A 19,848-nucleotide genomic window follows, 5' to 3' on the forward strand; every position below is an offset into this window, starting at 1 on the left:
CGAACGCCGTTCCCCAGCCCCCTTTCCCGAACGCCATTCCTGAGCGAGGAGCGCACCGTGCCTCCCACCGACGCGAGCGCCGGACGCGGCCCCACATCCCTCGGGGACGGCGAGGACACCCTGGAACTGCGCGTGCCCGGCGACTTCGCCGCACTCCTCACCGACGGGACGGGACCCGGGCCCGCCCCTGCCGACGACCTCCTCGACCACGTCGCCGCCTGGGGACCGGCCGAGACCCCCGTGGGCCTGTTCCAGTTGCTCCCGGTGCACGTCGAGCGGGACCTGTCGCTCATCCACCGGTGGATGAGCGACCCCGCCGTCGCCGCCTTCTGGGAGCTGGCCGGGCCCCCGGGTGCGACGGCGAAGCACCTGCGCGCCCAACTCGACGGCGGCGGCCGCAGCGTGCCGTGCCTCGGTCTGCTGGACGGCACTCCCATGAGCTACTGGGAGCTCTACCGGGCCGATCTCGACCCGCTGGCCCGCTACTACCCGGCCCGCCTCCACGACACCGGGATCCACCTCCTCGTCGGCGGCGCCGCCGACCGGGGGCGCGGGCTCGGATCCGTTCTGATCAGGGCCGTGGCCGACCTGGTCCTGGACCGGAGACCCGCCTGCGCACGCGTCGTGGCGGAGCCCGATCTTCGTAACACCCCCTCCGTCGCAGCCTTCCTCAGCGCGGGCTTCCGGTTCGTCGCGGAGACCGACCTGCCCGACAAGCGAGCCGCCCTCCTGATCCGCGACCGGACCCTGCGCGATGTTCTGTAGCGTTCCGTGTCCGAGTGCTCACATGTTGTACGCATGGCGAGCCGGTCAGGTTCCCGGTCGCGGGCCAACTTTTTCTTTCTTTCCGTCGCCGCCCCTTCCCCTCCGTCCTCCCTCCTCCCCCCTTCTCCACCCCACCTCGCCCCTCCGCCCTCGCTCCGTCCCGTCCTGTCCCGCCAAGGAGCCCCGGCAGTGATCCGCCCCCTTCGCCCCATCCGCCCTTACCACCCAATCCGCCCCCACCACCCCTCCCGCCCACTCCGCCCACTCCGCCCTCTCCGCCCTCTCCGCCCCCTCGTCCCCGCCGTGACCGCCCGTTTGTCAGTGCCGGGCCGTAGGGTGGTCGGGCTATGACGAAGCCCTCACTCCCCGAACTCCTGCATGCCGCCGTCGCAGCCGTCGGCGGTACGGAGCGCCCCGGCCAGGTGACGATGGCCGAAGCGGTCGCCGAAGCGATCGACGACGGATCCCACCTGCTGGTCCAGGCCGGCACCGGCACCGGAAAGTCGCTCGGTTATCTCGTACCCGCGCTCGCCCACGGGGAGCGCGTGGTCGTCGCCACCGCCACGCTCGCGCTCCAGCGCCAGCTCGTGGAGCGTGACCTGCCGCGCACGGTCGACGCCCTGCATCCGCTGCTGCGGCGCCGTCCGGAGTTCGCCATGCTCAAGGGCAGGTCGAACTATCTGTGCCTGCACCGGCTGCACGAAGGCATGCCGCAGGACGAGGAGGAAGGCCTCTTCGACCAGTTCGAGGCGGCGGCACCCACCAGCAAGCTGGGACAGGACCTGCTGCGCCTGCGCGACTGGTCCGACGAGACCGAGAACGGCGATCGCGACGACCTCACCCCGGGCGTCTCCGACCGGGCATGGGCGCAGGTGTCGGTGTCCTCGCGGGAGTGCCTGGGTGCGTCGAAGTGCGCCTACGGCGCCGAGTGCTTCGCGGAGATGGCCCGTGAGCGGGCCAAGCTCGCCGAGATCGTCGTCACGAACCATGCGCTGCTGGCCATCGACGCCATCGAGGGTGCCCCGGTGCTGCCGCAGCACGAGGTGCTCATCGTGGACGAGGCGCACGAACTCGTCTCCCGGGTCACCGGCGTCGCCACCGGCGAACTCACTCCCGGCCAGGTCAACCGTGCCGTGCGCCGGGCGGCGAAGCTCGTCGACGAGAAGGCCGCCGACCAGCTCCAGACCGCCGCCGAGGGCTTCGAGCGGCTGATGGAGCTGGCCCTGCCGGGCCGCCTGGAGGAGATCCCGGAGGATCTCGGTTACGCGCTGATGGCGCTGCGTGACGCGGCCCGCACGGTCGTCTCCGCGCTCGGCACCACCCGCGACAAGTCCGTCCAGGACGAGGACGCGGTCCGCAAGCAGGCGCTGGCCTCGGTGGAGACGGTGCACGACGTGGCGGAGCGGGTGCTGAACGGCTCGGAGTGGGACGTCGTCTGGTACGAGCGCCACGACCGCTTCGGCGCCTCCCTGCGCGTCGCCCCCATGTCGGTCTCCGGGCTGCTCAGGGAGAAGCTCTTCGCCGACCGCAGCGTGGTCCTCGCCTCGGCCACGCTCAAGCTGGGCGGCGACTTCAACGGCGTCGGCGCCTCGCTGGGCCTCGGCCCCGAGGGCGTGGAGGGCGACGACCTGCCGCAGTGGACGGGCATCGACGTCGGCTCGCCGTTCGACTACCCCAAGCAGGGCATCCTGTACGTCGCCAAGCACCTCGCGCGCCCCGCACGGGACGGCGACCGCACCGACATGCTCGACGAACTGACCGAGCTGATCCAGGCCGCCGGCGGCCGCACGCTCGGACTGTTCTCCTCCATGCGGGCCGCCCAGCTCGCCGCGGAGGAGCTGCGCTCCCGGATCCCCGAGTTCCCGATCCTGCTCCAGGGCGAGGAGACGCTCGGCGAGCTGATCAAGAACTTCGCGGCCGACCCCCGGACCTGCCTCTTCGGCACGCTGTCGCTGTGGCAGGGCGTCGACGTCCCGGGCCCCAGCTGCCAGCTGGTGGTCATGGACAAGATCCCGTTCCCGCGCCCCGACGACCCGCTGATGAGCGCCCGCCAGAAGGCGGTGGAGGACGCCGGCGGCAACGGCTTCATGGCGGTCGCCGCCACCCATGCCGCGCTGCTCATGGCGCAGGGCGCCGGCCGTCTCGTACGGGCGTCCGGAGACCGTGGCGTGGTCGCCGTGCTGGACCAGCGGCTGGCCACCGCGCGCTACGGCGGGTACCTGAAGACGTCACTGCCCGACTTCTGGTACACCACGGACCGTAACCAGGTGCGCAGGTCGCTCGCCGCGATCGACGCCGTGGCGAAGCAGACGGAGCAGGCGGAGTAGCCGGAGTCGGGGAGACCCGCAGCTGGTCCGTCGGTCCGTCGGTCCGGGTGCGGGTCGGGCGGTGGTCGCGGGCCGGGAGCCACACGCACAGGACCCCGGAACCGGCGCAGGGGTTCCGGGGTCCGGTCAGGGGGAGCCGGTCGGCTCGCCCGCCGCGGTCGTCAGACGCGGCGCAGCACGGCGACGACCTTGCCCAGGATGGTCGCGTCGTCGCCGGGGATGGGCTCGTAGGCCGAGTTGTGCGGGAGGAGCCAGACATGGCCGTCCTCGCGCTTGAAGCGCTTGACCGTGGCCTCGCCGTCGAGCATGGCGGCCACGATGTCGCCGTTCTCGGCGACCGGCTGGCGGCGGACGGTGACCCAGTCACCGTCACAGATCGCGGCCTCGATCATGGAGTCGCCGACGACCTTGAGTACGAACAGCTCGCCGTCACCCACGAGCTGCCGGGGGAGGGGGAAGACGTCCTCGACCGACTCCTCGGCGAGGATCGGGCCACCGGCCGCGATACGGCCGACGAGCGGGACGTACGACGCGGCGGGCTTGCCGGCCGTGTCCGTGGGCTGGACGGTCACGGCCTGGTCCGAGCCGCGCACCTCGTACGCGCGAGGGCGGTGCGGGTCGCGGCGCAGGAAGCCCTTGCGCTCCAGCGCCATCAGCTGGTGCGCGACCGAGGAGGTGCTGGAGAGGCCGACGGCCTGGCCGATCTCCCGCATCGACGGCGGGTAGCCGCGTCGCTGCACGGAGTCCCTGATGACCTCGATCACCCGGCGCTGGCGGTCGGTCAGCCCCGAGCTGTCCGCCCGGATGCCTGGAGGTCGGCCCGGCAGGGAGCGCTTGTGCCCCTCGGGATTCGTGGCTTCATTCATCGCATGTACCGGCTCGACTCGGCCCTGGACGCGGTCCTGGGCGGTGATGGTGGCACTGTCTGCGGTGGTGGTCACGTCAGCCCCTCTCGATGGTCTCCCTGCTGGACAACGGTAGTTGCTTTCGAAAGGTTGCGCCAAACACACGTTCGAGTGAAAAAGTGCGATTCGCCTGACGTGATCATGCGTCCGGGTGTATGGCTTATGTGACCTCTGGTGGGCAAAAGCGCCCATTGTTGTACTCTTCACCGCTGGGGTGGACGGCCTCATGGGCCACGCCCAGTCTGCCATCCGGGAGCCCGCCCGCCGGGAGCCGGACCCCGTCCGTGTCGGAGCGCCATGCGTCCTCCGCGTGGCGACCACGGTATCCCCGTGGGGTCGGCGGGGGCGTGCACGAGCGTCCGCGTGTCCGGCCGTGGCGCCCCGCAGGTGCCGGGGTCTGCTGCTTCGTGGCCGTCCGCGGCCGTCCGTGGCGGTCGGCGACTCGCCCGGCGTCCTGCTCCATACCGTGCTCCACGGCGTTTTCCCCGCCGACACGCGAGCCCGCCTCGCCGTTTGAGTCAATCCCTACATCTAGTGGTTGTATGGCTACAGCGGCCCACAAGTTGTGTTTCGGGCGAGCCCCTGGGTCTTCGGGGCCTCCGCGATCGCCTATGCTTAGGGCTGCTTCGAGGGGCCCGTGAGGCCCGGCGAGGCCATCGAGTCTGCTGTGAGGAGGGTTGGAGACCATGCACTGCCCCTTCTGCAGGCACCCCGACAGCCGCGTGGTCGACAGCCGTACGACCGACGACGGCACGTCGATCCGCAGGCGCCGCCAGTGTCCCGACTGCTCCCGTCGTTTCACGACCGTGGAGACGTGCTCGCTCATGGTGGTCAAGCGGTCCGGAGTCACCGAGCCCTTCAGTCGTACGAAGGTCATCAACGGCGTGCGCAAGGCATGCCAGGGACGGCCCGTCACCGAGGACGCGCTCGCCCAGCTCGGCCAGCGGGTCGAGGAGGCGGTGCGCGCCACCGGCAGTGCCGAGCTGACGACCCACGACGTGGGTCTGGCCATACTCGGTCCGCTGCAGGAGCTCGACCTCGTCGCGTACCTGCGATTCGCCTCCGTCTACCGGGCGTTCGACTCGCTCGAGGACTTCGAGGCCGCCATCTCGGAGCTGAGGGAAACGGCAAGAGGCCCCGTCGCCGACGACGAAGACGCGCACACGGGGAGCCAGAAAGACGAACGCGGGCCCGGGCGGACCACTCAGGTCCCGGTGCCCGCGCACGCCGCCGACTGACCGGGGGCCGGAGAACGGGCGAAAGCCCGGGTTCCGGCCGGCGGACGGCGAATCCAAGACCTGTCGCGGGCGGCGTTCCAGGGCGCGCGCGACACAAGACAGAACACCGTGCCACGGGAACAAACGGGGCACTTCTGGGCGTTTTTGCCCGTACAGGGAGGCGGCATGACAGAGACGGCGAGCGGTCCGGCACGAGGTTCCCGCGCCAAGGGCACCAAGGCCACCAAGGGACTGCGCATCGAGCGCATCCACACGACCCCCGGCGTGCACCCGTACGACGAGGTCGAATGGGCGCGTCGTGACGTCGTCATGACCAACTGGCGCGACGGCTCGGTCAACTTCGAGCAGCGTGGCGTCGAGTTCCCCGACTTCTGGTCGGTGAACGCGGTCAACATCGTCACCAGCAAGTACTTCCGCGGTGCTGTCGGCACGCCGCAGCGCGAGGTCAGCCTCAGGCAGCTGATCGACCGCATCGTGAAGACGTACCGCAAGGCCGGCGAGGACTTCAAGTACTTCTCCTCTCCCGCGGACGCCGAGATCTTCGAGCACGAGCTGGCATACGCCCTCCTGCACCAGATCTTCAGCTTCAACAGCCCCGTCTGGTTCAACGTCGGCACCCCGCAGCCCCAGCAGGTCTCCGCCTGCTTCATCCTGGCCGTCGACGACTCCATGGAGTCGATCCTCGACTGGTACAAGGAAGAGGGCATGATCTTCAAGGGCGGCTCCGGTGCCGGCCTGAACCTCTCCCGGATCCGTTCCTCCAAGGAACTGCTGTCCTCCGGCGGCAACGCCTCCGGACCGGTCTCCTTCATGCGCGGCGCCGACGCCTCCGCCGGCACCATCAAGTCCGGTGGTGCCACCCGCCGCGCCGCCAAGATGGTCGTTCTCGACGTCGACCACCCCGACATCGAGGACTTCATCCAGACCAAGGTCAGCGAGGAGGAGAAGATCCGCGTCCTGCGTGACGCGGGCTTCGACATGGACCTGGGCGGCGACGACATCACGTCCGTCCAGTACCAGAACGCCAACAACTCGGTCCGCGTGAACGACGAGTTCATGACGGCGGTCGAGAGCAGCGGCAAGTTCGGCCTGCGTGCCCGCATGACCGGTGAGGTCATCGAGGAGGTCGACGCCAAGGCGCTCTTCCGCAAGATCGCCGAGGCCGCCTGGGCCTGCGCCGACCCGGGTATCCAGTACGACGACACCATCAACAACTGGCACACCTGCCCCGAGTCCGGCCGGATCACCGCGTCGAACCCGTGCAGCGAGTACATGCACCTGGACAACACGTCCTGCAACCTGGCCTCGCTGAACCTGATGAAGTTCCTCAAGGACGACGGCAAGGGCAACCAGTCGTTCGAGACCGAGCGCTTCCAGAAGGTCGTCGAGCTGGTCATCACCGCGATGGACATCTCGATCTGCTTCGCCGACTTCCCGACCGAGAAGATCGGCGAGAACACGCGAGCCTTCCGTCAGCTGGGCATCGGCTACGCCAACCTCGGCGCCCTGCTGATGGCCACCGGCCACGCGTACGACTCCGACGGCGGCCGCACCCTGGCCGGCGCCATCACCTCCCTGATGACGGGTACGGCCTACCGCCGCTCCGCCGAGCTGGCCGCGGTCGTCGGCACCTACGACGGCTACGCCCGCAACGCCGACGCCCACAAGCGCGTCATGAAGCAGCACTCCGACGCCAACGGCACGGCCGCCCGCACGGACGACCTCGACAGCCCGGTCTGGGCCGCCGCCACGGAGGCCTGGCAGGACGTCGTCCGCCTCGGCGAGCAGAACGGTTTCCGTAACTCCCAGGCGTCCGTCCTCGCCCCGACCGGCACCATCGGTCTGGCGATGTCCTGCGACACCACCGGTGTCGAGCCCGACCTCGCGCTGGTGAAGTTCAAGAAGCTCGTCGGCGGCGGCTCGATGCAGATCGTCAACGGCACCGTCCCGCAGGCCCTGCGCCGCCTGGGTTACCAGGAGGAGCAGATCGAGGCGATCGTCGCCCACATCGCCGAGCACGGCAATGTGATCGACGCCCCCGGCCTCAAGACCGAGCACTACGAGGTGTTCGACTGCGCCATGGGCGAGCGCGCCATCTCCCCGATGGGCCACGTCCGCATGATGGCCGCGATCCAGCCCTGGATCTCCGGTGCCATCTCCAAGACGGTCAACATGCCGGAGACGGCGACCGTCGAGGAGGTCGAGGAGATCTACTACGAGGCCTGGAAGCTCGGCGTCAAGGCGCTCGCGATCTACCGCGACAACTGCAAGGTCGGCCAGCCGCTCTCCGCCAAGAAGAAGGAGGCGGAGAAGGTCGAGGTCACCGCGAAGTCCGAGGCGACGATCCGCGAGGCCGTCGAGAAGGTCGTCGAGTACCGCCCGGTCCGCAAGCGCCTGCCCAAGGGCCGCCCGGGTATCACCACGTCCTTCACGGTCGGCGGTGCCGAGGGCTACATGACCGCCAACTCCTACCCGGACGACGGTCTCGGTGAGGTCTTCCTGAAGATGTCCAAGCAGGGTTCGACTCTCGCGGGCATGATGGACGCCTTCTCCATCGCCGTCTCCGTCGGCCTCCAGTACGGCGTGCCGCTGGAGACGTACGTCTCGAAGTTCACCAACATGCGCTTCGAGCCGGCCGGCATGACGGACGACCCGGACGTGCGGATGGCGCAGTCGATCGTCGACTACATCTTCCGCCGCCTGGCGCTGGACTTCCTGCCCTTCGAGACGCGCTCCGCGCTCGGCATCCACTCCGCCGAGGAGCGTCAGCGTCACCTGGAGACCGGCTCCTACGAGCCGGCCGACGACGAGGTCGACGTCGAGGGCCTGGCCCAGTCGGCCCCGCGCCAGACCGAGCTGAAGGCCGTCGCCGCGCCGAAGGCCGAGCCCGAGGTGGCCAACGCCCTCCCGAAGCAGGCGCACACCAGCGCCGAGCTGGTGGAGATGCAGCTGGGCATCCAGGCGGACGCCCCGCTGTGCTTCTCCTGCGGCACGAAGATGCAGCGCGCCGGCTCCTGCTACATCTGCGAGGGCTGCGGCTCGACCAGCGGCTGCAGCTGAGCATGGCCGTGAGCGCGCCGGATGCGGCATCCGGCGCGCTCGCTGAGCACTGACGACGAGAGGGGCGCCGGCCGATGGCCGACGCCCCTCTCGTCGTGCCCAGGGTTCAGGGCCGGGGGTCCCTGCCCATGATCCGGGTGAAGGTCACCGGATCCTCGTCGAAGCCATGGACGCCGGGACGGAGGGTCCACTCGCCCGCTTCGTCCCGTACGAACTCGGCGATGGTGGCGGCCGTGGCCCCGAGGACGGAGCCGAAGTCGTCCTCGGCGAGGACGGTGTGGCCCTCGCGGACGCGCATCGCGGGGTTCAGCACGTTCACGAACGTCTGGTGTCCGGACCGCTGCTGGAGGACGACGCCCACCACCACGCGCGTGTACCGGGCGGCGAGCCGATCGAGTTCGAGCGTCATGACCTCGTCCCAGCCGAACCCCCTGCCGTCCGTGCTGTCCCGGTTCAAGAAGATCGTGCCGTCCGGCGAGCGGCTGTCGAAGTGCACCAGATAGGCCGGAGCCCCGTAGGCGTCGTCCGACACGAACGGCGCCGCGATGATGTCGAGATCGGTCGGTGGCCGGTCCGCCGGAGCCGGGTCCCACTTGAGCGCGACCTCGACCTTGCGGATTCCCTTGCTGAAGCCGGTCAACCCGCTTCCCTCCTCTGAAGTTCTCTCGCCCCAACTCCCTTGAAGTCGGCACTCCTTGTCCATCGTGCCACGCGCACGGGGATGTCGCCCGAGGCATATCCGCCGAGCGTGACCGGCGCCACGCCCGTGGGCCGTACGATGGCGCGGTGCTGGTCAAGTGGATTCGCTGCACCGTGGTGGACCGCCGCGGCTTCGAGCGCGGGCAGCGGAAATGGGCGGGGCTTCTGGGGGAGCCGGGGTTTCGGGGACAGGGCGGAGGGTGGAGCCGGCAGCGGCCCGGAGTGGCGCACATCTTCGCGTTCTGGGAGAGCCGTGCCTTCTACGACTCCTTCATGGCCCGTTCCCACGACCGGCTGGCCGCCACCCAGGCCGGCACGTTCAAGGACACCCAGGTCAAGCTCTTCGAGTACCGCTTCGACGTGAAGACCGGCTTCGAGCCACGGTTCACCGACAGCGACCTGATCCGGGTGGCCCTCTGCAGGGTGCACGAGGAGCGCGTCGACCACTTCACCCTCATGCAGGAAAAGGTCTGGAACCCCGCGATGGCGGGCTCGCCCGGCATGATCCGGGGCATGTTCGCCGAGGCGCCCGAGCAGGAGTTCCTCGTCCTGTCCATGTGGCGGGCGGCGGCCGAACACGGAAAGTACCGGACCGAACGCGTGGAGCGCCTGGCGCTCAGAGCGCAGACGGAGGCCGACATCGCCGCCCTCTCGGGTGACATCGTGGAACTGGAGCCCGCCTGGACGGTCTGAGGAGGCGATTCGTGTGACCTACGCCGTATGGGGCCCATACGAGTGCTCGATCGTCCCCCGTTCGATCTAGGGTTTCGGCATGGCACGACCACGGCGCATCGTTCTTGTCCGGCACGGCGAGTCGACCGGCAACGTCGATGACTCCGTGTACGAGCGGGAGCCCGACCACGCTCTCGCACTCACCGAACGCGGCCGGCGGCAGGCCGAGGAGACCGGCAAGGGGCTCCGCGAGCTCTTCGGCCGGGAACGCGTGAGCGTGTACGTCTCCCCTTACCGCCGCACGCACGAGACCCTCGGCGCCTTCCACCTCGACCCCGACCTCATACGGGTACGGGAGGAACCCCGGCTGCGCGAGCAGGACTGGGGGAACTGGCAGGAACGCGACGACGTACGCCTGCAGAAGTCCTACCGGGACGCGTACGGCCACTTCTTCTTCCGGTTCCCGCAGGGGGAGTCCGGCGCCGACGTGTACGACCGGGTCGGCGGCTTCCTGGAGAGCCTGTTCCGCAGCTTCGAGGACCCCGACCATCCACCGAACGTGCTCCTGGTGACGCACGGACTCGCGATGCGCCTGTTCTGCATGCGCTGGTTCCACTGGACGGTGGGGGAGTTCGAGTCGCTGTCGAACCCGGGGAACGCCGAGGTGCGGATGCTCGTGCTCGGGGAGGACGGAAAATACACGCTCGACCGGCCTTTCGAGCGGTGGCGGGACCCGGTGCCCTTCTGGATCAACGGATAGAGTGCGGCGCGATGACCGCTGACTTCTCCCCCTCCGGCCGTCTGGGCCGTGCCCTGGCCAGTCTGCGCGGGCTGGCCGTGGGCGACGCGCTCGGCTCCCAGTTCTTCGTCCCGGCGAACCGCCCCCTGCTCCAGCGGCGCGAACTGCCCGCGGGTCCCTGGCAGTGGACCGACGACACCGAGATGGCCTGCTCCGTGGTGGCGGTCCTGACCGCTCACCAGCGGGTCGACCAGGACGCGCTGGCCCGCTCCTTCGCCGAGCGGCACGACTTCGACCGGGGGTACGGTCCCGCGGTCAACCGGCTGCTCCGCCTCGTCCGGGAGGGTGAGGACTGGCGTGATCTGGCCGCCGGCCTCTTCAAGGGGCAGGGGTCCTGGGGCAACGGCGCGGCGATGCGCATCGCGCCGCTGGGCGCCTGGTACGCGGACGATCCCGAGCAGGCCACTCACCAGGCGGAGATCTCCGCCTACCCCACGCACCAGCACCGGGAAGCCGTGGCGGGGGCCATGGCCGTGGCCGCGGCGGCGGCGCTGGCCGCCGCTCCGGACGGCCCGCCCGGCCCCGAGGTGCTCCTCGACGGCGTCATCGCCCTGGTGCCGAAGAGCGCCGTCGGCGCGGGTCTGAGACGCGCCCGCGACATGCTCGACTACGAGGACGCGGCCACGGTCGCGGCCGTCCTCGGCTGCGGCCGCCGTACGTCCGCTCACGACACCGTTCCGTTCGCCCTGTGGTCCGCCGCACGGGCGCTCGCCGACTTCGAGCGGGCGTTCTGGACGACCGCCCAGGTGGGCGGCGACGTGGACACCACCTGCGCGATCGTCGGCGGTGTCCTCGCGTCCCGTGACATGGGGGCGCCGCCGGCCGAGTGGGTGGAGCGGACCGAGGCGCTGCCGGTCTGGGTGGCCCCCGAGGCCTGAGCCGTCCAGCCGTTCCGTACCTGGGCGTCATCTCCCCTTCGGGCGAACGCCGTTGGCCGTCCGGGCCCCGTACGGACACCGGTAGGGTGAAACGATGCACGGAACCTTCGGCGTGGGCGAGACGATCACCCATCGGGAGATCCTCGACGGAGCGGTGTGGCTCTCCTACCCCATGACAGTCGTGTCGGACGGCACCGTTTTGGCGGCCTATCTGGCCAGGGGGACGCCGCTCACCTTCGGCACCGGCGACTTCCGATGGGGACCGCACCCCTGGTCGGCCATGGAGCCGTACTGGCTGTCGGACGGCGTGCTCCAACTGCAGCGGCCCGGCGACGGATACGCCGTGTGGATGCGCCGCGAGGGCGGCGAGTTCAGCGGCTGGTACGTCAACTTCCAGGAACCGATGCGGCGGACGGTCGACGGATTCGACACCCTCGACCAGGAGCTCGACCTGTGGATCCCGGCGGACGGGAAACCGTACTCCTGGAAGGACGTGGAGGAGTTCGAGGAACGGGAACGCTCCGGAGGCTTCCTGCCCGGCGAGGCCGCAGGCGTCAGGCGGGCGGCGGCCGAGGTCGAAGCGCTCATCGCGCGGAACGCCTGCTGGTGGCAGGAGTGGCGCGACTGGTGCCCACCGGCAAGCTGGGACCGTGACGTCCCGGCGATCCTGCACGGCTGAGGGCGCGCGCACGCGAGTACGCCCTCAGCCGGATCCGGCGTGCCCTCACCGGGCCGCCCGAATCGGCGGACGGGAGATCCCCCGACGGGCCCGGGGCTACTGCCGTGGCGCGCCGCTCTTTTCAAGGCCGCGGAACCGGAAGTCCTTGTACAGCGCGGGCTCTTCCCGTTGCGGCCCCCGCATGCGCAAGGCGTAGCTGATCAGGGCGTGGTTCAGCATGTACAGCCGGTGCTCCTCGCGACCGCCGTCGGAGAGCCGGTCGACGACCCAGGCGAACGGGGTGGCGCCGGCGTAGGCGGCCCTGGGCTCGAACAGAAGGTGCGCGTGGCCCACTTCCCCGAGGACGTTCAGCGTGTAGGCGAACGGATAGGGGCGGTTGACCCGGTCGTCGTCGGTGCGGTCCAGGTCGGGGAAGCTGTCCACCAGCCGGTCGAGCGTCTTGTCGCCGATCAGGTCCAGTCGGCCGGTGAGCATGGCGGTCTGCACGATGTAGGCGTAGGAGATTCCGTTGAGGAAGTAGTTCGCTCCGGGGTCGATGTGCGCCCACTGGCCCACGATGTCCTCGACGAGGGCGTCGAGGTCGGGGACCTGTGCGTGCAGCCGGCCGAGGTTGTGCAGGGCGACGATGTAGTACAGGCCCATGTGGGTGCGCTCGACCGGGGTGATGCGCTCCATCAGCTCCCTGGCCTCGGCCAGGCGGTCGCGGCCGTGGTTCAGGTACCTCTCCGGCCGGCCGCTCATGGCGATGGCGTTGAGCATGGTCAGGAGCGGGTAGATCTTCGGGAAGCTTTCCGACATCGGCTGGGGGAACGCGGGAGGCAGGTCCAGTTCGTCCGCGCGGTCGAGGTAGGAGAGCACCTCCTCGAAGAAGTCGCGGCCCTCGTCGACGATGAACCGCTCGTATCCGAGCAGCGAGACGACCGAGAGCAGCACGGCACCGCCGCGCCCGCGGAAGAAGGGTGCCGGGATCTTCTCCAGCAGGCCCAGTGCCTCCCTGACGTAGTTGCGCGGGCCATCCACCAGCCTTTCCTTCAGGCCGAGTTGCCCGATGGCGAGGAAGACCGCGGAGTAGGCGGAGAGTTTCTCGTAGTGGCCGTGGCGTCCGGCGTTCTCGTCCTTGATCCGGTCCGGCTCGATCGTGTCGGCGGCGGCCAGGATCTCGGCGGGGAAGTCCGTCCCCGCGCCCACCAGCAGTGTCCGGTCGAGGCCCAGCTTGGCGAAGGAGTCCATCAGGATGCAGCCGGCCATGACCCGGAAGTACGCGTTCTCCTCGGCCCGGACCGCGTCCAGGACGGGGGAGAGGGCTTCGGCGATGCCGGAGCGGCTCGGACGGCGGGCGGGATCCTCCAGGTCGAGGAGGAAGTCGGCCAGCAACCGGGAGAACCGGGTGTAGGCGTGGCGGTCGGCGCCCTTGGCCGCGAGCAGGCCGAACGCGTGCCGGATCCGCGCGGCGGCTTCGGGGTCGTAGGCGATGGGGTACTGGCCCAGGCCTGTGCCGCGCACCATGCGGCTCCAGGGAGTGGCGATCACGCGCGTCTCGTTCGACAGGTGGTGCAGGCCGACTACCGGAGCCGTGAAGGGAGTGGATGTCATGCGGGGGCTCCTTCTGGGGGAGTGGGGTCTCGTGGCCGGTCGCCGGGCAGGGACGGATGCGCCCCGTCCCTGCCCGGCGACCGGTAAGTGCGCCGGTCCCGCCGGGTCCGGCCTCAGCCGTTCAGACGGTGCAGACCTCAGCCGTTCAGGTGGGGCAGCGGGGGTACCGCGAGGCCCAGGAATTCGGTCCTGGTGCCTTCCAGCATCTGCAGGGCCCAGTTCAGCCACTTGATGCCCTCGCAGTAGATGGCGATCGGGCGGCGCTGGGTCTGGTGGGTGTCCAGGAGCGTGCCGTCCAGTTCCTTCTGGAAGTGGAACGGCGGCATTGCGGTGAAGTGCTGTCCCATCATGAACACGAAGCGGACCAGCCAGTACGGGTCGTCCTTCGCGTGGCCGGCGTCGGCGTCGTCCAGTGCGAGGGCGGCCGTCATGACGGAGGCGAAGTGGTCCTCCATGCCGTCGGGGGCCTCGGTGTCGACCGTGCCCCCGGTGGCGACCACGTCGCGCACCCGGTACGCCTTCTGGTACGGGTTGCCGTCCAGGAAGGCGATGTCGATGCGGGGGGTCCGGTCCGCGCCGACCTCGACGTTCATCGTGAACTGCTCGAAGTGGATCTCGTCGTAGTGGCCGATGGAGTTGTGCCAGGGCTTGTTGTCGTACATCGCGTCGTCGCGCGTGTCGGCGCCCACGCTCTTGAAGCCGATGGCCCGCGGGTCGAGGAACTTGATCCCGAGCGACTCGGGAGTGATGGCGCTCAGCGCGGCGTCGATGTCCTCCCTGGCGGCTCCGGACTCGATCAGCTGCTGAGCGTGCACCAGCGGCCGGGTGTTGGCGATCTTGATGTTCTCGGTGTTCGTGTCGCCCATGACGAGTGAGTGGAAGGCCGGTTCGAGGATCCGGGCGAACTCGGGGGTCTCCCGGAACCGCTTCAGCAGCGTCGGCGCGTTGAGGTAGGAGACGCCGTTGACGACGATCCGCTCGGTGTCGAGGAGACGCTCGTCGAAGGTCCGCGGTGCCGTGCGGCGGCACAGTGCCAGGCGGTCCTCGATCTTTCTGAAGTAGGAGATGTCCAGGGTCTCGCCCGGTGCCGGGACCCGGCCCACACGGTGCACCTGCTCGCTCAGCACACGGATGATCTGCTCGTAGAGGCGGGCGACCACGGCCGGCGGCGGCGTCTGCCGCTCGACGAACCGGCTGACCTCTTCCCCGGCGACGTAGCTCATCTCGTAGATGACCTCCCGGTCGGCCGCGCGGTCGCCGCGTCGCAGATGGGACGCGATGGGTACGTCCCGTTCCAGGACGGTGTAGACCTCCGGGAAGCAGTCGCGGACCGATGCGGGCAGGGACTGCAGGAACTCGGCCTGTTTCCTGGCCTTCGCGAACGGCGCCAGCATGACGCCGTGCCCGTCCGGGTCCCACTGCGCGGTCGTCAGCGCCTCGCTGAGGATCTTCCTCACGGTGACGCGGTCCTCGCCGTCCTTCCGGACGAAGATCGTCATGGACTCGCTGCCGCCCTTGCCGAAGTTCACGACCGATTCGTCGATGCCGATGTATGAGCAGACGGTGCTGGAGAGGACCTTGCGGGCGCGGGCGTTCTCCAGGACGAGGGCGTTCTCACCGGTCAGTGCGAGGAGGCTCGCGTACTCGAGTTCGTCCAGGGCCGGGTTGAGACGCTTCTTCCACGCCTCGGCCGGTTCGTCGATGCGTACGACACACGTGTCGTACGGCCCGGCGTCGACGCCGGTGACGTCCAGGTCCGCGTCGAGAGCGACGAACTGGCAGTTGCCGTTGAGCCGGACCGGCCGTACCCCGGTGCCGAAGGCGCCGCCCCCGAGTACGGCGCGCGTGGTCTCCTCCAGCTCCTTCCTCGACTGGACGGGCACTCCCTCGGGCGACAGCAGGGGGATTCCGGCACCGGTGAGGCCGCTCAGGATCCGTTCCACCGTGTCCTTGCGCGGGCGGGCCACTGCCAGTTCCACCGCGTCGGCCGGGGAGAGCGCGCCGGAGACGGCCAGTGCGGTCAGCCACCCCTGCGTGTCGGCGCCTTCGAGGTAGTGGTCGCTCTGCGCGAACAGCGCGGGCCGGTACCGGGAGAGGGTGTGGAACAGCAGGTGCTGGTAGACGACGCGCAGACCCGCCGGGGACAGGGCGTCCTTGTCCCGCATGCCCTCCAGGGCCTGACGGTAGATCTGCAGAGCGGTCGGCTGGGTGGACAGCAGGAGCTGGATCCTGCTGGTCAGGTGCGGGTGGTCGATGCCCGCCAGTGAGCCGAAGTGGAAGACGACCACCTCGGGGCGACTCGTGTCCGCCGTCCGTGTCTCGCTCTCGCCGACGTGGCCGATCACACGGAGTTCGACGTAGGCGCTGCCCAGCCGCTCGGGTTCCGCGCCGCTGGTCCTCTTCTTCAGCCGTGCCCTGGTGACCAGTTCGCCCCGGTCGGCGGCGATGTGCTCCCGGTAGTTGCGCGTGTGCTGGAAGATCTCGAGGAACTGGTAGAACGCCGGCGAACCCTCGCGACGGGGGCGCAGCATCTCCGCGGTGATGACGCGTCCGAGGGCGCGGGAGAAGTAGTCGTCGCAGAAGGGGCTTCGGGCGGCGAGGCGGAACAGGTCCCGCAGCACGTCGTGGTGTTCGTGCCGCAGGCGTCCCCCCGCGGTGTACAGCGTCTCCAGCTGAGCCATCAGGGTGCCCATCACGTGGACGGCCTGGAGGAAGGCGTCGGTGTCCGCGTCGCTGCCCGTGTAACCCGTGACGGGAGCGGCGACGGCGTTGTCCCGCAGCAGCTGGACGGACTTGGCTCCCGGTCCCAGCTCCAGGATCATGTCCGGGTCGAGGCTGTTCAGCGTCTCGCACGTGTCCTGTGAGGCCATGACCCGGTCCGTCATGGCCAGGATCGCCCGGCGGACGCCGGAGGCCGTGGTCAGCAGCGACATGTCGTGGTTGGACACCACCGGAACGCGGGGCTCCGCGAACCGGATCCCCGCGGTGTCCATGAACCGTTCGAGGGCGTCGCGGGCGGGCCGCATCCGCGCGGAGTGAGCCAGGAACACGGTGGGATCCTTCAGTTCCCACGTGGTCACCTGCGGGAAGGTGGCGGCGAACCGGTCGAACTCCGCCTTGATCCCGGAGCGGACGTAGAGATTGGCCTGCGTCGGCGCGTACGTCTTGTGCAGTTCGACGTCGGTGACCGGGTACGACGTGTGGATCGCGTCCAGGATGTCGGTCAGGGCCTGCGGGCTCTGTGCCTTCACGGCGACGACGTGGGAGGGATCGGACACCAGGGGGGTTCGCAGGACGGACTCGTCCAGGTAGGAGGCGATCTCCCGGGCGAATGCCTCGCCGGTGCTCCGGGCGCCGGCGGCGAGGAGCATCAGAGGTGTGAACGTCCGGGCGATTCTGACGCCGTCGAAGACGGAGAGGGATCCGCCGGCGACCGCTGCCGTCAGAACGCCGAAGCTCTCACCGGTGTAGGCGACGAAACTGACGGGGGCTTGGTTCTTCGCGACCTGGTCGCGCAGGTAGGCGTCCAGGGCCAGGCTGTGCACCAGCAGTGCCGCCCCGATGAAGCCCTGCCGCTCCAGTGCCCCCTCGGGAAGGTTCTCGGGGGAGAGCAGCAGGAGGTCGGGCCGGGTGGGGAAGCCGAGGGCGCGGGCGGCCTCCTTGTAGACGGCGGTGACCTCGGGGACACCGGAGTCGAAGAGGGACCGTCCGAGATCCCGGTAGAAGGCCCGGCTTCCCAGACCTGGGAAGAAACCGGCCACGCGTATGCGGTCCTTGGTGCTGAGGATCTCCTCCACAAGTGGCGGCCGTCCGGCGGCAGTCGGGGGCGCGGTCGGGACCTGGCTCGGGGGCAGGGCGGTGGCGGCCGCGGTGGGGCCGGTGGAGGTCGGGTGGGGGCCGGCGTGCGAAAGCGAGCGAGACACAGAAATCCCCTTTGCGGGCTTCTGGGCGGAAACGGGAAGGCACCTTCGTTCCGTCGAGGTGCGTCACGCGCGCGTCTTCGGGCGCGGAGGAAAAATCGTTCTCGAAAGAAATGATCTCCGGCTGTTCGGTCCGTTTCAAGAGACGCTCCTACAAGCTTTCTCAGGCCTTTGCGGGCCCTGTAAGGGAGTTTTTGAGAAAGGTGAAGGAACGTCGGGGCAGTGTCAAAAGTGCAGGTCAGAGAAGGTGTCAATGTGTGAGCGAGGCGCTGCGCCTTTCGGTTGACGGTCCGATTGCGGAAAGGCAGAAAAATAGGGCAGGGGAACCGAGTCGGTTCCCCTGCCCTATTTTTCGCTGGATTACTGAACGGCGGCTTCGACCGGTTCCGTCAGCGGGGTGGAAGAGCCCGCGGCATCCGCGGTGGCGGCCTTGGGCGCCCGCGCCCCGCCGCCGAGCGAGCCCGCCGCCACGACGACGAGTCCGGCGACGGCGAGTCCGGATCCGACCCACAGGGGGGAGGTGAATCCGTACCCGGCGGCGAGCGTGAGGCCGCCGATCCAGGCACCGATCGCGTTGCCGACGTTGAAGGCCGCGATGTTGGCGCCGGAGGCCATGGTGGGCGCGTCCGAGGCGTACTTCATGGTCCGTACCTGCAGGCCGGGCGCGCTCGCGAGGCCCACGGCGCCCATCAGCAGCAGGGAGACGATCGTGGCGGTCTTGTTCTCCGCCGTGAGGGCGAAGACGGCCATGACGACGGCGAGTACGGCCATGATGCCGGTCAGCGCGAAGTTGAGGGACTTGTCGGCGGCCTTGCCGCCGGCGAAGTTCCCGATGAAGGTGCCGGCGCCGAACAGGACCAGCAGCCAGGGGACCGTGCTGGTGGAGAACCCGCTCACGTCGGTGAGCGTGAAGGCGATGTAGGTGTAGCCGCCGACGACGGCTCCGAAGGCGAGGACGCTGAGCGCGATGGAGACCCAGACCTGACCGCGGCGGAAGACGGCGAGTTCGGCGCGCAGGTTCGTCCGGTCTGCGGCCGTCGTCTGCGGCACGAGGGCCTGGATGCCGACGAGGGTGATGACGCCGATGACCGTGATGGCCCAGAACGTGGAGCGCCAGCCGAACTGCTGACCGACGAAGGTGCCGAGCGGGACGCCCAGGACGTTGGCGGCGGTCAGGCCGCCGAACATGAGCGCGATGGCGCTGCCCTTTTTGCTCGCGGCCACCATGTCGGAGGCGACGACCGCGCCGACGCTGAAGAAGGCTCCGTGGCACAGGGCCGCGACGATCCGGCCGACCATCAGCAGTTCGTAGCTGGGGGCGATCGCGGAGATCAGGTTGCCCGCGATGAACAGCACCATCAGGCTGACGAGGACCTTCTTGCGGTCGAAGCGGGCGATCGCCGCGGTCAGTGCGAGGGCTCCTATGGCGACGCTGAGCGCGTAGCCGGAGACCAGGTAGCCGGCGACCGACTCGGAGACGTTGAAGTCGCCTGCCACCTCGGGCAGCAGTCCTACGATCCCGAACTCTGTGAGGCCGATGCCGAAGCCCCCGAGTGCCAGGGCGATGAGCCCGATAGGCATGTGAAAACCCTCCGTTGCAGCGGCACGCGGTGCGGGACCGTGCCTTGCGGAATCTGATGCATCGAAGTATCGCAGAATGTCGATGCGTCTTGTCAAGGGAGCTCCGTCGAGGCCGCGCCATAAGGGCCGGCAGCTTACGGGCGCGTAACGTATCGCCTATCATCGATATATCTCGGCCGGCTCCGCGTCCGTTCCGGAAGGCTCATGACGACACACGAAACGCCCACGGCGGGCGACCTCGCACCCCTGCTCGAACCTCTCAAGGCGCTCGCCAATCCCGTGCGGCTCCAAGTGCTCCAGTGGCTGCGTGAGCCGGAGAAGCACTTCCCGGTCAACCCGGCCGTCACCGACCCGCGCGCAGTCGGCGTCTGCGTCACCCATATCCAGGCCAAGACCGGACTCGCGCAGTCCACCGTCTCCACCTACATGGCCGTGCTCGAACGCGCGCACCTCGTCCGCTCCACCCGGGTCGGCAAGTGGACCCACTACCGGCGCGACGAAGAACGCATCGCGTGGCTCGTGAAGGAGCTGGAGCGCGGGATCGGGAACGTCTTCCAGGGCGATCCCCTCTCCCTGGGCTGAGCCTCTTGCCCGGGGGATGGGCAGACAACTTCCCCCGGGGTGAGCCGCTTCGGCCCGAGGGGCTTCTTCCCTCGCGCCGATCCCCTCTCCTGGTGATCCCACGGGCCTGGACCCCTTCGGTCCAGGCCCGTCGGCCTGCGCCCCAGGGGT

Annotated in this window: 14 protein-coding genes; 9 read left to right on the top strand and 5 right to left on the bottom strand. The window is 69.4% G+C overall.

Annotated features, from left to right (window positions below; all coding sequences use genetic code 11):
• Positions 1–57 precede the first annotated feature (57 nt).
• Both OIB37_RS27210 and OIB37_RS27215 read left to right on the top strand, forming a co-directional pair.
• Entirely contained in the window at positions 58–765 is a 708-nt protein-coding gene (locus OIB37_RS27210) for a GNAT family N-acetyltransferase (protein ID WP_330460231.1), read from the top strand.
• A 347-nt stretch (positions 766–1,112) separates the two neighbouring features.
• A complete protein-coding gene (locus tag OIB37_RS27215) occupies positions 1,113–3,092 on the top strand; it encodes an ATP-dependent DNA helicase (protein WP_330460232.1) in 1,980 nt (659 codons plus the stop codon).
• 161 nt (positions 3,093–3,253) lie between these two features.
• On the opposite strand, the gene lexA is transcribed toward OIB37_RS27215, so the two are convergent.
• Positions 3,254–4,033, bottom strand: coding sequence for a transcriptional repressor LexA (gene lexA / locus OIB37_RS27220; protein WP_330460233.1), 780 nt, complete (start codon positions 4,031–4,033; stop codon positions 3,254–3,256).
• Positions 4,034–4,683: 650 nt separating this feature from the next.
• On the opposite strand from lexA, the gene nrdR reads away from it, so the two are divergent.
• Entirely contained in the window at positions 4,684–5,235 is a 552-nt protein-coding gene (gene nrdR / locus OIB37_RS27225; protein WP_330460234.1) for a transcriptional regulator NrdR, read from the top strand.
• Between the two features lie 165 nt (positions 5,236–5,400).
• Entirely contained in the window at positions 5,401–8,295 is a 2,895-nt protein-coding gene (locus tag OIB37_RS27230; RefSeq protein ID WP_330460235.1) for a vitamin B12-dependent ribonucleotide reductase, read from the top strand.
• Positions 8,296–8,401: 106 nt separating this feature from the next.
• Here the strand turns inward: OIB37_RS27230 and OIB37_RS27235 are convergent, their stop codons facing one another.
• Positions 8,402–8,935, bottom strand: coding sequence for a TerD family protein (locus OIB37_RS27235; protein ID WP_330460236.1), 534 nt, complete (start codon positions 8,933–8,935; stop codon positions 8,402–8,404).
• A 146-nt stretch (positions 8,936–9,081) separates the two neighbouring features.
• Between OIB37_RS27235 and OIB37_RS27240 the strand changes: the two genes are divergently transcribed.
• The 4 genes from OIB37_RS27240 to OIB37_RS27255 all read left to right on the top strand — a co-directional run bounded on the left by OIB37_RS27240 (position 9,082) and on the right by OIB37_RS27255 (position 12,022).
• Entirely contained in the window at positions 9,082–9,687 is a 606-nt protein-coding gene (locus OIB37_RS27240; protein WP_330460237.1) for a YdbC family protein, read from the top strand.
• A 79-nt stretch (positions 9,688–9,766) separates the two neighbouring features.
• On the top strand, positions 9,767–10,426 hold the full coding sequence (locus OIB37_RS27245) for a histidine phosphatase family protein (protein WP_330460238.1): 660 nt from the start codon (positions 9,767–9,769) through the stop codon (positions 10,424–10,426).
• Between the two features lie 11 nt (positions 10,427–10,437).
• A complete protein-coding gene (locus OIB37_RS27250) occupies positions 10,438–11,343 on the top strand; it encodes an ADP-ribosylglycohydrolase family protein (RefSeq protein ID WP_330460239.1) in 906 nt (301 codons plus the stop codon).
• A gap of 94 nt (positions 11,344–11,437) precedes the next feature.
• Positions 11,438–12,022 (top strand): DUF402 domain-containing protein, encoded by a 585-nt coding sequence (locus tag OIB37_RS27255; RefSeq protein WP_330460240.1) that lies wholly within the window; start codon positions 11,438–11,440, stop codon positions 12,020–12,022.
• A 96-nt stretch (positions 12,023–12,118) separates the two neighbouring features.
• Here OIB37_RS27255 and OIB37_RS27260 read toward each other — a convergent pair whose 3' ends face one another.
• The 3 genes from OIB37_RS27260 to OIB37_RS27270 form a co-directional block, all read right to left on the bottom strand.
• Positions 12,119–13,615: a hypothetical protein gene (locus OIB37_RS27260; RefSeq protein ID WP_330460241.1), complete on the bottom strand. Its 1,497-nt coding sequence runs from the start codon at positions 13,613–13,615 to the stop codon at positions 12,119–12,121.
• A gap of 137 nt (positions 13,616–13,752) precedes the next feature.
• A complete protein-coding gene (locus OIB37_RS27265) occupies positions 13,753–17,538 on the bottom strand; it encodes an ACP S-malonyltransferase (protein WP_330460242.1) in 3,786 nt (1,261 codons plus the stop codon).
• A gap of 357 nt (positions 17,539–17,895) precedes the next feature.
• On the bottom strand, positions 17,896–19,116 hold the full coding sequence (locus OIB37_RS27270) for an MFS transporter (RefSeq protein WP_330460243.1): 1,221 nt from the start codon (positions 19,114–19,116) through the stop codon (positions 17,896–17,898).
• Between the two features lie 204 nt (positions 19,117–19,320).
• On the opposite strand from OIB37_RS27270, the gene OIB37_RS27275 reads away from it, so the two are divergent.
• The gene (locus OIB37_RS27275) at positions 19,321–19,698 is read left to right on the top strand and encodes an ArsR/SmtB family transcription factor (RefSeq protein WP_330460244.1); all 378 of its coding nucleotides are present in this window, start codon (positions 19,321–19,323) and stop codon (positions 19,696–19,698) included.
• The last annotated feature ends 150 nt before the right edge of the window (positions 19,699–19,848 follow it).

The organism is Streptomyces sp. NBC_00820 (assembly GCF_036347055.1).
GTDB lineage: Bacteria > Actinomycetota > Actinomycetes > Streptomycetales > Streptomycetaceae > Streptomyces.

Excerpts from the sequence above, each read along its gene's own strand:
- OIB37_RS27215 (WP_330460232.1), top strand. The coding sequence starts at position 1,113 with ATGACGAAGCCCTCACTCCCCGAACTCCTGCATGCCGCCGTCGCAGCC.
- nrdR (WP_330460234.1), top strand. The coding sequence starts at position 4,684 with ATGCACTGCCCCTTCTGCAGGCACCCCGACAGCCGCGTGGTCGACAGC.
- OIB37_RS27230 (WP_330460235.1), top strand. The coding sequence starts at position 5,401 with ATGACAGAGACGGCGAGCGGTCCGGCACGAGGTTCCCGCGCCAAGGGC.
- OIB37_RS27245 (WP_330460238.1), top strand. The coding sequence starts at position 9,767 with ATGGCACGACCACGGCGCATCGTTCTTGTCCGGCACGGCGAGTCGACC.
- OIB37_RS27250 (WP_330460239.1), top strand. The coding sequence starts at position 10,438 with ATGACCGCTGACTTCTCCCCCTCCGGCCGTCTGGGCCGTGCCCTGGCC.
- OIB37_RS27255 (WP_330460240.1), top strand. The coding sequence starts at position 11,438 with ATGCACGGAACCTTCGGCGTGGGCGAGACGATCACCCATCGGGAGATC.
- OIB37_RS27260 (WP_330460241.1), bottom strand. The coding sequence starts at position 13,615 with ATGACATCCACTCCCTTCACGGCTCCGGTAGTCGGCCTGCACCACCTG.
- OIB37_RS27270 (WP_330460243.1), bottom strand. The coding sequence starts at position 19,116 with ATGCCTATCGGGCTCATCGCCCTGGCACTCGGGGGCTTCGGCATCGGC.
- OIB37_RS27275 (WP_330460244.1), top strand. The coding sequence starts at position 19,321 with ATGACGACACACGAAACGCCCACGGCGGGCGACCTCGCACCCCTGCTC.